Genomic DNA, 13,417 nt, shown 5'->3' on the forward strand with positions numbered 1-13,417 from the left:
GCTCGCTTTGGCAGCGAGAGGCACCTGCTTAGCAAAGCCATAACTTACAATGTGTTAGCCAAATAACGTCAGCGGTCCCCTTACCCGGGTGGCAAATATCGCACAGTAATTGGCGCAGGGGCTTACGCCGAGAGAGGCTTCACACTACAACGCATTGATTTTAATAAAATTACAATATACCGACCGGTTAAAAGCCAAGGACATCCCATGCTCACAGCCCCCCAACTTAAGACGACGCGCCTGGCACTGCGCCCACTGTCCCAACAAGACCTGCCTGCGTTCACCCTCTACCGCCAACAGCCAGAGGTAGCCCGCTATCAAGGCTGGTCAGATTACGACATGGGCAAGGCAGAAGCCCTGCTGAACGCACAGCTGGGCGGTACATTCGGCACAGCCGATTCCTGGTTTCAGATGGCCATTGTCGACAAAGACACCGATGCGCTACTGGGCGACCTGGCGCTGCATTTTATCGACGAGAACCAGCTGGAAATCGGCTTTACCCTGGCTCCCCAACATCAGGGCCAAGGCCTGGCAAAGGAAGCCGTCACCTGTCTGCTGGATTGGTATCTGCTGCAAAGTGCGGGGCACAGGGTGACGGCAATCTGTGATACAGAGAACCTGGCCAGCTGGCGACTACTGGAAGCCCTGGGCTTCAGGCGAGAAGCCCACTGGGTGGAGAATATCTTCTTTAAAGGGGCCTGGGGCTCAGAGTATCAATATGCCCTGCTAGCCCGGGAGTGGCGCTCCCGGCCTGTTGGCATCCTCTGAGGCCAAAGCGCGACCCAGATCAGGAAACGGTACGCCAATCCGCCGAGTCATTCACGCCCCGCTTTGCAGCCCAGCCAAGGACGGTTACCATCAATGCAAGACAGTTTCCGGAACCTTGCCATGGCCAATGTTTTACTGGTAGCCAACCTCAATTGTGACCGCATCTTGTTGCTGGACAAACCCCTGACCAGCGGCGGGCGCTTTCATTACCATGATGGCGGTCAACGCCTGGGAGGCGGTGGCGCCAATACCGGTCTGGGATTGGTATGGGCCGGACACAGGGTCGCCCTGGTCAGTCAGGTCGGCAGAGATAAGGTGGGCGACTGGCTGCTCGCCGAAACCAGCACTGCGGGTATCGATTGCCACCTCATTTCGCGCCGCCCCGGCAATACCTGTGAGATGTTGCTGATGATGACTCCCAATGGTGACCGCACCATCATACGACCCCAGAGACCCGTCTTCGAGTTGCCGGCGCCGCCCCGTTGGCAGCGCTGGGATGTACTCTATATCAACTCGTCCGCCGAAGGCGCCGTCAGCTGGGCCAAAACGGCGCTGGAACATTGTCTGGTGGTTGGGCAACTGGCCAAGGACGAGCGTCAGCGTCCCTGTCATATCCTCATCACCTCGGCATCGGATCTCGCCGGCAGAGCCTCTGGCGACCTGTGGCAGTACGCCAAAGGCATTGCCGGTGACAGCCTGCAGCATTTTATCGTGACCGATGGCGCCAAAGGGGCCCGTGCCTACAGCGAAGCCGGAACCCTGCATGTACCGGCCAGGCCCGCGAATGTGGTTGATACCACGGGGGCGGGTGATGTGTATGCCGCGGGGCTTATTCATGGTTTGGTGTCGGCTCTTACCCTGAAACAGGCCATGGAAGAAGCCGCCATTTGGGCAGCGATTGCTGTGGAAAGTGAAAGCTCTACCCCCGGTGAAGCACTTAAAGATCATCTGGCGGAAAAAGAGGCAGAATGTCATACAACTGCAACCAAGGCGCCCTAGTATAAGCCCCGTGAGATGCATGATTTTGGGTTTGCGCTCCTGAACTTCCCATTTGTCAGTTGTTTGCTCGTTATGTCGCCCCGTCCCCCGAACGGGGCTTTTTTTTTGCGCAAAGTTTGGCCTCTGCCCCAGTGGTGTTTTAGGATTTCCAAAACAGCATGCTCAAGCCTGCCGCCGACACTGAGGAACCCATGCCCTCCGAACTCTGCCTTGCCCTGACCCCAAGATTGGGACTACGCCGCTTCACAGTGGACGATGCGACGGATTTTTACACCCTGAACCGGGATGCAGAAGTACTCAAATACACCGGGGACTTACCCTTTGAGAGCCCAACAGCGGCCCGGGACTTTATCCTGGGGTACCAACATTACCACGACCATGGATTTGGCCGTTGGGCCATTCAGCTTCACTCGGGTGAGTTCATCGGTTTCTGTGGTTTGAAGCGACATGGGGACGCCAGTGTCGACCTGGGTTTCAGATTAATGCGCCCCTTTTGGGGCCAGGGCCTGGCCGCCGAAGCGGCCAGAGCCGCCATGGTGCTGGCCATCGATAAGTACGGCCTGACTGAGCTGATAGCCCGCGCCATGGCAGGTAACGGCGCCAGCATCGCCCTGCTGGGCAAACTCGGCTTCACCCCAAAAGCCGGATTGGATACCCCACCCTGGCTGGGCTTTGCCGCCAATCTGACCCGGGGAGCCCTGGTGGATGACTTGGCGTTGTGGCGCGCCGCTGTTACTCTGACGCCCTAGTCAGGGATTAGGGTAACAGCACAGGGGAGCGCCTCATTGTCCGCTACATTCATCACCAAATCAGCCCTCTATCACGGTACAGACAGCAGTCAACTCGGCCAGGTATCCAGCGGTATCGCACACAAACAGCGCGCAGCAGTACTGCAAGTCACAGCACAGGGCATTGTGGGCGATGCCCAGGTGGATACCCGCCACCATGGCGGACCTGACAGGGCGGTGCATCATTTTCCCCGGGAACATTACGGCGAGTATCGCCGACGGGATATGTTCCGGGGTTTTGTGGATGCCCCGGCAATGGGTGAAAACATCAGTACCGTTGGCCTGACGGAAGAAACACTGCACATTGGTGACATTCTCAGCTTTGGCAGCACAGTACTGCAGGTGACTCAGCCACGCTCTCCCTGTTTTAAGCTGGATTTACGCTTCGCCTACCCCGGCTTTGCGCTGGTGATGCAAACGCTGGGTAAAAGTGGCTGGTTCTACCGTGTGCTGACGCCCGGTGAAATCACTGAAACCGATACTCTGCAGCTGAAAGAACGCCTGTCTGACATCAGTGTGGCAGATGCCATGCAGTGTTATTTTTCGGCTGAGTTTCACGAAACGGGTTATCGGCGATTGCTGGCATGCCCGGGCCTAGCCCAAAGCTGGCGCAACAGCCTGGAAAAGCGCCTTGCCAGCGGCAAAATTGAAGACTGGCGCCCGCGCTTGATGGGTCCGGGGCAATAACACTGGCCCAGATTCAACGAACAAGCTACAGGCCTATGCCCGTATTCTCGGCAGGCTTTAACACTGTCTTTCAAAACAAAAAGCCCGGCAATGCCGGGCTTATTTACATCCAGATGAGACATTAATCCACGTAAGTGGTGTCCCAGTCGCCATAGTTGGCATCACCGGCATAAATGGTCAGCGGCAGATCGCCAAACACACCACGGATGCTCTCGGCTACGGTGTTAGCCACCTCGGCCACACTGCCCTGACCAGAGAAGAAACTCACAGACACATGGTAGCGGTCGTTGTAATAGGCAATCAGCAGATCCCAACCGTTTTCGATTTCCTGATTGGCCAGGGCTTCATCCAGCGCTTCGAACTTGTCTTCATCAGCCTGAAAGCGAAATTCGATACAGGTTTCAGCCCAGGGACCCAGCGCCAGCTTCTTCAGGTGACGAGCCTTGTGGTGGGATTTAACTTGTGGCCTTTCCAGCTCCGGGACGGCGATTACTGACATGGTATTTCCTCTGATTTAGTGCCGCGACAGGGCACCGATAATTGCAGTAGACCCGGGCAGGTTACGCCACTCTGGCCCGGGTCGCAAGCGCTTGTGTCCGGCGCTGCGAGCCCGGCCCAGCGATGATTTACACCTTAAAGCGAGCCACCAGCTGATCGAGGCGAGTGGCAAGGGCATTGAGATCTTTACTGGCTCGGGCAGCTGCCTGAGCCGTTGCTGCGGTGCGCTGGGTGATGTCGTTAATCTCAGTCACATTGCGGTTGATATCTTCCACTACGGTCGATTGCTCTTCGGTTGCGGCAGCCACCTGAATATTCATGTCGCTGATAAGTCCAATCTGATCGGAAATGCCACTCAGGGTATTGCTGGCTTCATCAACCGCCGACACCCCTTCCTGGGAGCGGCTGCGGCTCTGGGACATGGCATTGACCGCCCTGGCCGATTCGGATTGCAGCTTATCTATCATTACCTGCACCTCATCGGTGGAGGCCGCAGTGCGGGATGCCAGATTACGCACCTCGTCGGCCACAACGGCAAATCCACGGCCGGCTTCCCCGGCGCGGGCAGCCTCGATGGCGGCATTGAGCGCCAGCAGGTTGGTTTGCTCTGAAATCGCGCGGATCACGTCCAGAATACTGCCGATGGACTTGGTATGGGTGGCCAGGGACTCAATCACCTCACCCACCTGAGACACATCTTTGGAAAGCTGATTGATGGTATCCCGCGCCTGGGTCACCACCTTCTGACCCGAGCCAGAGGCCCGGTCGGCGTCCTTGGCGGCTTCGGCAGCCTGGGCTGCGTTGGCGGCAATCTCGTTCACTGTGGCGCCCATCTCGTTGATGGCGGTCACCACCTGCATGGTGCGGTCTTTCTGATCCTGGCTGTCTTCCAATGTTTGCTGTGCCTGGCGTGACACATCAATGGCCGACTTGCCAAGCTGCTCGCTGGTTTGGGCCACTTCAATCACAGAGTCCTGGATTTTGCTGATAAAGCTGTTAAAGCCGCTGGCAAGTTGCGCCAATTCATCTTCACCCTGCACCGGCAAACGCTGGCGTAAGTCCCCTTCACCCTCACCTATATCACGGAACATACGTGCAACGGCGGCGATAGGCTTACTGACACTGGAAGCGACAAAACCAGACAACACCACAAAAGCGAGTGCAATCAACAAAGTAGAAAATAGAATTTTCAGCGCGGCGTCATCCAGCAGGGCGAACACTTCAGCCTCTGGCACCTGAGCGACCAAGTACCAATCGATGGAGGGTAAATAGCTACTGGCCACCATCATGGGCTGACCGTCCACTTCCACCTCCATGTAGTTGAAATCGGCCCTGGACAACAAGCTGCCGCTTTTACCATACAAGGAGTTGAGCGTGGCCTTACGAATTTTGCCGGGATCTGAGTGCAGTTGCACTTCACCCTTCGCATCGACCAGATAGACAAAGCCGGATTCTTCCAGCTTAAAAGACTTGAGCCGCTGCACCATGGCATCCAGCGACTTGGCCAGTCCCGCAAGGCCGCGACCATTGAGCTGCTGATAGTTGATAAACAGCTTCACTTCACCGTTGGCTTCGGTAAACACATTCAGGCTTTGCTGCACACCGCTGCTGCGATAATCGAAAAACCAGCCGTCCTGTTCCGGGGTCAGTACCCGCAAGAAGCCACCCTGGGTGTAGTAAGCACCGGTTTCGCGGTCGGCATAGGAAGCCTGTGCCAGCTGGTACTGACTGGCCACATCCTGCAACTGGGCAACCACTCTGGACTCGTCTTCTGCAGGACGCCCCTGCTCAAGCCATTTGCCTAACATGCGGCTATCAGCCAGCTGCTTTGCAGCGTTTAGCAGGCTTACCATGTCTTTTTCAAGCTCGTTGCGGATACTCAGCATTTTGGCCGGCATTTCTGAGCCCAGCATCCGCTGCTCTACCACGTCTCTGGCGCTGTGCTGCCCCAATAGCCCCACCGCGACGGTGGAAAGGATCACCGCCAGCGAGACAGTAAGCAAAATCTTTTGTTTGATGGTAAGCATGTTTAAGTTCATTGCCTTATTCTTCCTGAAGCTGAGGAAATAGGGATAAATACTCACTATGCAGTATTGACCCTAATAAGCGTTTTTTCCGCTTGGCTCAGAAATAATGCATAAAAAGTAATAACGCCGCCCATTGCGGTGACAAGGGGGCTAACAGTGGGCACTGAAGAAAAAATGAGCTTATGATTTTTAGGCGGCGAATTATGGCGAAAGATTGGGCAATTCGCAATTACCTGATATAAAAAAGCCGGAGAATTTCTTCTCCGGCCAATGAGTTGCTTACAACCACCCTTACATGTTGGGATAGTTGGGGCCACCGGCGCCTTCTGGGGTTACCCAGGTAATATTCTGGCTGGGGTCCTTGATGTCACAGGTCTTGCAGTGGATACAATTCTGACCATTGATGACAAACTTCTTTTCACCCGCTTCTTCGACCACTTCATACACACCGGCTGGACAGTATCGCTGCGCCGGCTCATCAAACTTTGGCAGGTTAACTGCCAGCGGTACGGCGGCATCCTTGAGGCGCAGATGGCAGGGCTGGTCTTCCTCATGGAAGGTGTTGGACAAATAAACAGAAGAAAGCTTGTCGAAGCTCAGTTTACCGTCTGCCTTGGGATAATCGATTTTGGGGAAATCGCTCGCCAGACCCATTTGGGCGTAGTCTGCTTTGTTGTCACGCAGGGTGATGGGTAGCTTGCCGCCGAAAATATTCTGGTCGATAAAGTTGAAAGCGCCGCCCAGGAAGGTACCGAACTTGTGCATGGCCGGACCAAAGTTACGGGAGCGGTGCAGCTCGTCACCGAGCCAGCTCTGCTCAAAGCGCTCTTGGAAGCAATCCAGATCCTTACCCCCTTCAACCCCAACAAACAGGGCTTCGGCCAGGGTTTCAGCCGCCACTATGCCACTCTTCATGGCGGTATGTGTGCCTTTAATCTTGGCAAAGTTCAGGGTGCCGGCATCACAGCCAATCAGCAAACCACCGGGGAAACTCATCTTGGGCAGAGAGTTCAGGCCGCCCTTGGTAATGGCACGGGCACCGTAAGAGATGCGCTCGCCGCCTTCCAGATACTGGGCAATCACTGGATGGGTCTTGTAACGCTGGAACTCATCGAAGGGGCTCAGATGCGGATTCTGGTAATTCAGGTCGATAATGAGGCCAACCACCACTTGGTTATCTTCCATATGATAGAGGAAGCCACCACCGGATGACTTGGACTCGGTCAAGGGCCAGCCACCTGTGTGCACCACCAGCCCGGGCGTGTGCTTGCCTTCGGGTACTTTCCACAGTTCTTTGAAACCCAAACCGTAATGCTGCGGGGTCTTGCCGTTGTCCAGGTGGAACTTTTCAATCAACTGCTTACCGAGGTGGCCACGACAGCCCTCCGCAAAAACTGTGTATTTGGCGTGCAGCTCCATGCCGGGCATAAAGCTGTCTTTGGCCTCGCCATTGGCGCCGATGCCCATATCACCGATAAGTATGCCTTTAACACTGCCATCGTCATTGAACAGGAGCTCACTGGCGGCAAAGCCCGGGAAGATTTCCACGCCAAGCTCTTCGGCGCGACCGCCGAGCCAGCGCACCAGGTTACCCACACTGATGATGTAGTTGCCTTCGTTGTGCATGGTTTTGGGCACTATGGCATTGGGCATCAGTTTGCCGTCATGGGGGGACTTGAGCAGATGGATTTCATCATGGGTCACGGCGGTATTGAGCGGAGCGCCCGTTTCACGCCAATCGGGGAACAGCTCATCCAGCACGTTGGGCTCAAACACGGCGCCCGATAAAATGTGCGCGCCGACTTCAGATCCTTTTTCGACCACGCAAACGGTCAGTTCCTTTTCTGCATCACGGCTAATCTGCATTAAGCGGCAGGCTGTCGCCAATCCGGCAGGACCTGCACCCACGATAACAACATCGAACTCCATGAATTCGCGTTCCATCTTTCACCTCATTCCTGTACTTGTGCCCCCGATGTAAACGGGTGTTTTATATTCTGTAACTCAACCACCTTACCCGAAATCCACTCGCAGGCACAGTAGATAGCTGGTTGGGGCAGTGCAAACCACCATAATATTCCGAGTGAGCGGCGTCACAATTTGTTCACGGCAGCATGATCCAGACCAATAAATACACGTTTAGAGGTATGGTTCGGTCATGCTTTAGGCCTATAATCCCTCAATGACGGTTCTCCGAGCTCCTGCACCTAAGTCAATGGATATGGTGTTTGAGCCGTGGCGCGGTGCCACCGGGGTGGGGTGCAGAAATGGCTTCACCTCCCGATACTTGGAAAGGTGATCATGTCTCAACTTCAAGACAGCTTTGGTCGTAAGTTTCACTATTTGCGGATGTCGGTTACCGACGTTTGCAACTTCAAATGCAGCTATTGTCTGCCCGACGGCTACCACCCAGATGGTAGGCCGAGTTTTCTGACCCTCAGTGAAATCGAAAATCTGATTGCCGCCTTTGCCAAGGCCGGTACCCGCAAGGTGCGTATCACCGGCGGAGAGCCGACCCTGCGCAAAGACTTTACCGATATCATCCGGGTCATCGCAGACAACCAGGCCATCAATACCCTGGCCACCACCACCAACGGTTACCGCCTGGAGCAACATGCCAAAGAGTGGTTTGATGCGGGATTACGCCGTATCAATGTGTCGGTGGACAGTCTCGACCCCAGAATGTTTTACCAAATTACCGGTGAAAACAAATTCGATACCGTGATGAGGGGCATAGATGCCGCCCTGAATGCTGGCTTCGAGCGGGTAAAGATCAACGCCGTGCTGCTTAAGGGCCTCAACGATAAAGACTTGCCACGCTTCCTGCACTGGATCAAAAACACCCCCATCGATTTGCGTTTTATCGAGCTGATGGAAACCGGCCTTGGTCGCGACTATTTCCAGGCACACCATCTGCCCGGCAGCCAAATCAAGCAACAGCTGCTTGCCGATGGCTGGCAGCTGGACGAACGCGGCGCCGAAGATGGTCCAGCACAAAACTTCAGCCACAGCGACTATCGGGGCCGCATCGGGCTTATCATGCCCTATGAGAATAACTTCTGCGCCAGCTGTAACCGGCTGCGGGTGTCCGCCAAGGGCAAGCTGCATCTGTGTCTCTTCACCGAGCAGGGACTGGATCTTCGGGATCTGTTGCAAAGCCCAGAGCAACAACCGGCGTTGCTGGCGCGGCTCGAAGATCAGCTCAGGCTCAAAAAAGAGACCCACTTCCTGCATCAGGGCATTACCGGCGTGACCCAGCATCTGGCGTCCATTGGCGGCTGATTTCAGCCGCTGCCCCTGATCTGTTTCAGTTCACCCAGTGCCGAAGGAGACACCATGGGACACTGCCGCGAAACCGAATTCAAACCCCTGAATATTGCTGTGCTGACGCTGTCAGATACCCGGGATGAGTCCAACGATACCTCGGGCGCCTTCCTTGCCGATGCCGTTACCGGGGCGGGTCACAGGCTCGTTGCCCGGCGCATTATCAAGGATGACAAATACCTCATTCGCGCCCACATCTCCGCCTGGATTGCCGACCCTGAGGTGCAGGTAATTATCAGCACCGGCGGTACCGGCTTCTCGGGCCGTGACAATACGCCGGATGCCGTGATGCCTCTGTTTGACAAGGCCATTGAGGGTTTCGGTGAGCTGTTCCGCTACCTGAGTTTCCAGGAGCTTGGCACGTCCACTGTGCAATCCCGTGCCCTTGGCGGCGTCGCCAACGGTACCGCCATTTTTTGCCTGCCCGGCTCCACCGGTGCCTGTCGCACCGCCTGGCGTGGCATACTCAGTGAACAACTGGATGCCCGCCATCGCCCCTGTAATTTTGTTGCCCATCTTAAACCCGCCAAGGAGTTGCCATCATCATGAGTGCTTTTACCCATTTGAGTGACAAGGGCACAGCCCATATGGTGGACGTCACGGATAAAACCGTGACCGAGCGCGAGGCCCGCGCCGAAGCCTACATAGAGATGGCCCCCGCCACACTGGCGATGATCCTCGAAGGCAAACATCACAAGGGTGACGTATTCGCCACCGCCCGCATCGCCGGTATCATGGCAGCCAAGAAAACCTCCGATCTGATTCCCCTCTGTCACCCGCTTGCGCTGACCAAAGTGGAAGTGGAACTGGAGCCGGAGCCGGAACAGAGCCGGGTCAGAATAACCAGTTTGTGCAAGCTGTCAGGAAAAACCGGAGTGGAAATGGAAGCCCTGACTGCCGCCTCCGTGGCCGCGCTGACCATTTACGACATGTGCAAAGCTGTCCAGAAGGACATGGTGATCTCTCAGGTACGTCTTTTGGAAAAACGTGGCGGAAAATCCGGCCACTTCAAGGTGTAACTCATATGATAAATGTGCTTTTTTTTGCTCAGGTACGTGAGCTCTTGGGTGAATCCTCTCTGACACTCGATGCCGGTGAAGGCACGGCAACCGCCGATGCACTGCGCCAAACCCTGGCAAATCGCAGCGACAAATGGGCCAAGGTATTGGCCTCTGACAAGCTGCTGGTAGCGGTGAACCAAACCCTGTGCCACTGGCACACGCCCATCAAGGATGGCGACGAAGTGGCCTTTTTCCCGCCGGTCACCGGAGGTTGATATGAGCCAAAACCGCATTCTGGTGCAAACCGCCGATTTCAGCGTGCCCGGGGAATACCAACGCATTGCCGCCGACAATCAGGATGGCGCCGTGGTGACCTTCGTCGGCAAAGTGCGTGACTTCAACGAAGGTAATCAGGTGAGCGACCTGACCCTGGAGCACTACCCCGGCATGACCGAAAAGGTGCTGGAACAAATCGCCGACCAGGCCCGTGAACGCTGGCCGCTGAATCACCTCACCATCATCCACAGGGTCGGTACTATGCACTTGGGTGAGCAAATTGTGTTTATCGGTGTCAGCAGTGCCCATCGCAAGGCGGCCTTCGCTGCCTGTGAGTTCCTTATCGACTTCCTAAAGACCAAGGCCCCCTTCTGGAAACTGGAAACCAGTGACAAGGGCCAAGGCTGGGTCGAGGCCCGCGATGCAGACGATCAGGCCGCCAAGGCCTGGGAGCAATAAACAACCCGCGAAGGACCAAGGATGATGTTAGTGCGTCTGCTTGTGCTGCTGATACTGCTGGGGGGTGGCACCCTCGGATTTGCCCGTGCCGAGACAGTCACTGTGGCGGCGGCAGCCAACATTAAGTTTGCCATGGAAGACATCGCCCGCAACTTTGAGCAGAGCTCTGGCCATAAGCTCAGGGTCAGTTATGGCTCATCGGGTAACTTTGCCTCACAAATCCGCCATGGCGCGCCCTTTGAGTTGTTTCTTTCCGCCGACGAGCAGTATGTAAACCGGCTGCAGGACGCCGGCGTGGTGCAAAACAACGGTGTTATCTACGCCTATGGCCGGTTGGCTTTGGTGGCAGCCAAGTCCTCGCCGCTGAAGCTGGATAATGAGTTTGAAGGTTTGCGGCAACTGCTTAAAACCGGCGAGCTCAAGCGCTTTGCTCTGGCCAATCCGGATTTAGCCCCCTACGGCGAACGCGCCAGAGCCCTGCTGCAACAGGCAGACCTGTGGGACGCCATCAAAGACAAATTGGTGTTGGGTGAAAACGTCTCTCAGGCGGCGCAATTTGCGATTTCCGGCTCGGCCCAGGGCGGCATAGTGGCTCTGTCGCTGGCGGTTGCACCCCAGTTTCGTACCAAGGCGAATTACCTCCCCATCCCGGAAGACCAGCATCAGCCGCTGGCACAGCGCATGGTGTTAATGCCGAGGGCTTCTGCTGCTGCCAATAGCTTTTACCAATATTTACAGGGAGATGAGGCACGTAAAGTCTTCGCCGACTATGGTTTCTCACTGCCGACCAAGGCCCACGGAGCGCCCTGATGGATTGGCAGTCGCTGTGGCTATCGGGCAAGCTGGCGCTGGTGACAGTGCTTATCCTGCTGCCGCTGTGCGTGTTTGCCGGGCGCGCCCTCGCCTATCATCAATTTCGCGGGAAGAGCCTGATTGAGGCCCTCATCATGGTGCCACTGGTCTTGCCCCCCACTGTGGTGGGTTACTATCTGCTGGTCAGCTTCGGCAGTGAGAGTTGGCTCGGCCAATGGCTCAGGGACAGCTTTGGCATTGAGCTGGTGTTCCATTTTTCAGGCCTGGTACTGGCGTCAATCTTGGTCAATATTCCCTTTGCGTTACAGCCCATACAGCGGGCCTTCGAAGCCATTCCCGTGGATGTGCGGGACGCCGCGGCATGCTGCGGCATGAGCAAAAGCAAAATCCTCACCCGCATAGAACTGCCGATGATCTGGCCCGGACTGGTCACCGCTCTGGTGCTCACCTTTTCCCATGTGCTGGGAGAATTTGGCGTCGTACTGATGATGGGCGGCAATATCAGCGGTGAAACCAAAACCATCTCCATAGCAATCTACGACAGCGTGCAGGCATTTGACTTCGACGCTGCCGGGATCATGTCGCTTATTCTGCTGCTTTTTGCCATCAGTGCACTGGCATTGACCACCAGTCTTTCACGTCGAATGGGAGGCCAGCATGAGCGGCAACGCTGAGCTTCAGGTACAGATTCGACAAACCAAAGGAATCCGCATCGAGGCCAATTTTCGCTGCCGTGCCGGTGAATTTCTGGCGGTGGTGGGCCCTTCGGGTGGCGGTAAAACAACACTGCTGAGGATGATTGCCGGGCTCGCCAAACCCGAGAGTGGCAGCATTCGCTGCGGTAAACGCACCTGGTTTGACAGTGAAGAGGGCATCAACTGCTCGCCCCAGCATAGGCATATAGGGTTTGTCCCTCAGCATTTTGGCCTGTTTCCCAAACTCAGTGCCCTTGGCAATATCATGGCTGCCCTTGACCATCTGCCCAGCCACGAGCGCAGGCCAAGAGCCCTGGCAGCGTTGGAAAAGGTCAATCTTCATGGTTTGACCGACCGCCTGCCTTCCCAGCTTTCCGGCGGCCAAAAGCAACGCGTTGCGCTGGCAAGAGCGCTGGCGCGGGAGCCCAGGGTATTACTGCTGGACGAGCCCTTCTCGGCCGTAGACCGTGAAACCCGGGAACGCCTCTATCTGGAACTGGCCCGGCTCAAAGCCGAGCTGAACATTCCGGTTATCATGGTGACCCATGACCTGAATGAAGCCCTGCTGCTTGCGGACAGTATGCTGCTGATTAGTCAGGGACATATGCTGCAGCACGGCACACCCCAGGACGTCTTTTCCCGTCCCCGCAACGAAGCCGTTGCCCGGCAAATGGGCCTGCGAAATATCTTCGATGCCCATGTGGTCGCCCAGGATGGCGCCAAGGGCGTGACCTGGCTGAAGTTCGGCGACCGCCTGATTGCCTCCGATAGCCTGCCCCGTGTAAACATTGGCGACAAGGTGCGCTGGGTGATCCCCAATCAGGGAATACGCTTCAACTCCATTGCCAGCGGCCGTTTGTGTCGCAGTTTCAATATTCTGCCTATCCATATCGACAGCCTGCTGACCCTGGGAGAATCGGTGCGGATAGAAGCCAGTGTCCAGGACTCGGGAGAAAGACTCAACGTCGAGATCCCGCTGCATCTGGCCCACAAACTGGCGCTTACGCAGGGCGCGGCCACCGAGGTAGCGCTCAAGTCAGATCAGGTACACATCTTCGAGATGATCAAAGCTTAATCTTGCC

At 56.1% G+C, this 13,417-nt stretch carries 15 protein-coding genes and 1 riboswitch; of the genes, 12 read left to right on the forward strand and 3 right to left on the reverse strand.

Annotated elements, in window-relative coordinates; translation table 11 throughout:
- The first annotated feature begins 207 nt into the window (after positions 1-207).
- From K0H63_RS19195 to K0H63_RS19210, 4 genes are all read left to right on the forward strand, one after another.
- Complete coding sequence (locus K0H63_RS19195) at positions 208-768, forward strand: GNAT family N-acetyltransferase (RefSeq protein ID WP_220066068.1); 561 nt, start codon at positions 208-210, stop codon at positions 766-768.
- Positions 769-888: 120 nt separating this feature from the next.
- The gene (locus K0H63_RS19200) at positions 889-1,767 is read left to right on the forward strand and encodes a PfkB family carbohydrate kinase (RefSeq protein ID WP_220066069.1); all 879 of its coding nucleotides are present in this window, start codon (positions 889-891) and stop codon (positions 1,765-1,767) included.
- A gap of 158 nt (positions 1,768-1,925) precedes the next feature.
- Entirely contained in the window at positions 1,926-2,516 is a 591-nt protein-coding gene (locus K0H63_RS19205) for a GNAT family N-acetyltransferase (RefSeq protein WP_220066070.1), read from the forward strand.
- 36 nt (positions 2,517-2,552) lie between these two features.
- Positions 2,553-3,242 (forward strand): MOSC domain-containing protein, encoded by a 690-nt coding sequence (locus K0H63_RS19210; RefSeq protein ID WP_220066071.1) that lies wholly within the window; start codon positions 2,553-2,555, stop codon positions 3,240-3,242.
- A gap of 121 nt (positions 3,243-3,363) precedes the next feature.
- Here K0H63_RS19210 and K0H63_RS19215 read toward each other — a convergent pair whose 3' ends face one another.
- From K0H63_RS19215 to K0H63_RS19225, 3 genes are all read right to left on the reverse strand, one after another.
- Positions 3,364-3,741, reverse strand: coding sequence for a hypothetical protein (locus K0H63_RS19215; protein ID WP_011761627.1), 378 nt, complete (start codon positions 3,739-3,741; stop codon positions 3,364-3,366).
- Between the two features lie 127 nt (positions 3,742-3,868).
- Entirely contained in the window at positions 3,869-5,779 is a 1,911-nt protein-coding gene (locus tag K0H63_RS19220; RefSeq protein WP_220066072.1) for a methyl-accepting chemotaxis protein, read from the reverse strand.
- Positions 5,780-6,058: 279 nt separating this feature from the next.
- On the reverse strand, positions 6,059-7,711 hold the full coding sequence (locus K0H63_RS19225) for an electron transfer flavoprotein-ubiquinone oxidoreductase (protein ID WP_220066073.1): 1,653 nt from the start codon (positions 7,709-7,711) through the stop codon (positions 6,059-6,061).
- A 235-nt stretch (positions 7,712-7,946) separates the two neighbouring features.
- Positions 7,947-8,081: riboswitch (molybdenum cofactor riboswitch) on the forward strand.
- On the opposite strand from K0H63_RS19225, the gene moaA reads away from it, so the two are divergent.
- From moaA to K0H63_RS19265, 8 genes are all read left to right on the forward strand, one after another.
- The gene (gene moaA / locus K0H63_RS19230) at positions 8,069-9,049 is read left to right on the forward strand and encodes a GTP 3',8-cyclase MoaA (protein WP_220066074.1); all 981 of its coding nucleotides are present in this window, start codon (positions 8,069-8,071) and stop codon (positions 9,047-9,049) included. It overlaps the preceding riboswitch by 13 nt.
- Positions 9,050-9,103: 54 nt before the next feature.
- A complete protein-coding gene (gene moaB / locus K0H63_RS19235) occupies positions 9,104-9,640 on the forward strand; it encodes a molybdenum cofactor biosynthesis protein B (RefSeq protein ID WP_220066075.1) in 537 nt (178 codons plus the stop codon).
- Entirely contained in the window at positions 9,634-10,110 is a 477-nt protein-coding gene (gene moaC / locus K0H63_RS19240; RefSeq protein ID WP_203327269.1) for a cyclic pyranopterin monophosphate synthase MoaC, read from the forward strand. Before moaB ends, moaC begins: the two co-directional genes overlap by 7 nt.
- 5 nt (positions 10,111-10,115) lie before the next feature.
- Entirely contained in the window at positions 10,116-10,367 is a 252-nt protein-coding gene (moaD, locus tag K0H63_RS19245) for a molybdopterin synthase sulfur carrier subunit (protein ID WP_220066076.1), read from the forward strand.
- A gap of 1 nt (position 10,368) precedes the next feature.
- Positions 10,369-10,827: a molybdopterin synthase catalytic subunit MoaE gene (gene moaE, locus K0H63_RS19250; protein WP_220066077.1), complete on the forward strand. Its 459-nt coding sequence runs from the start codon at positions 10,369-10,371 to the stop codon at positions 10,825-10,827.
- A 21-nt stretch (positions 10,828-10,848) separates the two neighbouring features.
- Positions 10,849-11,637 carry a molybdate ABC transporter substrate-binding protein gene (gene modA / locus K0H63_RS19255; RefSeq protein ID WP_220066078.1) on the forward strand — a complete coding sequence of 263 codons (789 nt, stop codon included), beginning with the start codon at positions 10,849-10,851 and terminating at the stop codon, positions 11,635-11,637.
- Positions 11,637-12,314: a molybdate ABC transporter permease subunit gene (modB, locus tag K0H63_RS19260; protein WP_220066079.1), complete on the forward strand. Its 678-nt coding sequence runs from the start codon at positions 11,637-11,639 to the stop codon at positions 12,312-12,314. Before modA ends, modB begins: the two co-directional genes overlap by 1 nt.
- Positions 12,298-13,410, forward strand: a complete 1,113-nt coding sequence (locus K0H63_RS19265) for an ABC transporter ATP-binding protein (RefSeq protein WP_220066080.1) — start codon at positions 12,298-12,300, stop codon at positions 13,408-13,410. Before modB ends, K0H63_RS19265 begins: the two co-directional genes overlap by 17 nt.
- Positions 13,411-13,417 lie beyond the last annotated feature (7 nt).

This window comes from Shewanella zhangzhouensis (assembly GCF_019457615.1).
GTDB lineage: Bacteria > Pseudomonadota > Gammaproteobacteria > Enterobacterales > Shewanellaceae > Shewanella > Shewanella zhangzhouensis.

Excerpts from the sequence above, each read along its gene's own strand:
- K0H63_RS19265 (WP_220066080.1), top strand. The coding sequence starts at position 12,298 with ATGAGCGGCAACGCTGAGCTTCAGGTACAGATTCGACAAACCAAAGGA.
- K0H63_RS19220 (WP_220066072.1), bottom strand. The coding sequence starts at position 5,779 with ATGAACTTAAACATGCTTACCATCAAACAAAAGATTTTGCTTACTGTC.
- modB (WP_220066079.1), top strand. The coding sequence starts at position 11,637 with ATGGATTGGCAGTCGCTGTGGCTATCGGGCAAGCTGGCGCTGGTGACA.
- moaD (WP_220066076.1), top strand. The coding sequence starts at position 10,116 with ATGATAAATGTGCTTTTTTTTGCTCAGGTACGTGAGCTCTTGGGTGAA.
- moaE (WP_220066077.1), top strand. The coding sequence starts at position 10,369 with ATGAGCCAAAACCGCATTCTGGTGCAAACCGCCGATTTCAGCGTGCCC.
- K0H63_RS19215 (WP_011761627.1), bottom strand. The coding sequence starts at position 3,741 with ATGTCAGTAATCGCCGTCCCGGAGCTGGAAAGGCCACAAGTTAAATCC.
- moaB (WP_220066075.1), top strand. The coding sequence starts at position 9,104 with ATGGGACACTGCCGCGAAACCGAATTCAAACCCCTGAATATTGCTGTG.
- K0H63_RS19205 (WP_220066070.1), top strand. The coding sequence starts at position 1,926 with ATGCTCAAGCCTGCCGCCGACACTGAGGAACCCATGCCCTCCGAACTC.
- K0H63_RS19195 (WP_220066068.1), top strand. The coding sequence starts at position 208 with ATGCTCACAGCCCCCCAACTTAAGACGACGCGCCTGGCACTGCGCCCA.
- K0H63_RS19225 (WP_220066073.1), bottom strand. The coding sequence starts at position 7,711 with ATGGAACGCGAATTCATGGAGTTCGATGTTGTTATCGTGGGTGCAGGT.
- modA (WP_220066078.1), top strand. The coding sequence starts at position 10,849 with ATGATGTTAGTGCGTCTGCTTGTGCTGCTGATACTGCTGGGGGGTGGC.
- K0H63_RS19200 (WP_220066069.1), top strand. The coding sequence starts at position 889 with ATGGCCAATGTTTTACTGGTAGCCAACCTCAATTGTGACCGCATCTTG.
- moaA (WP_220066074.1), top strand. The coding sequence starts at position 8,069 with ATGTCTCAACTTCAAGACAGCTTTGGTCGTAAGTTTCACTATTTGCGG.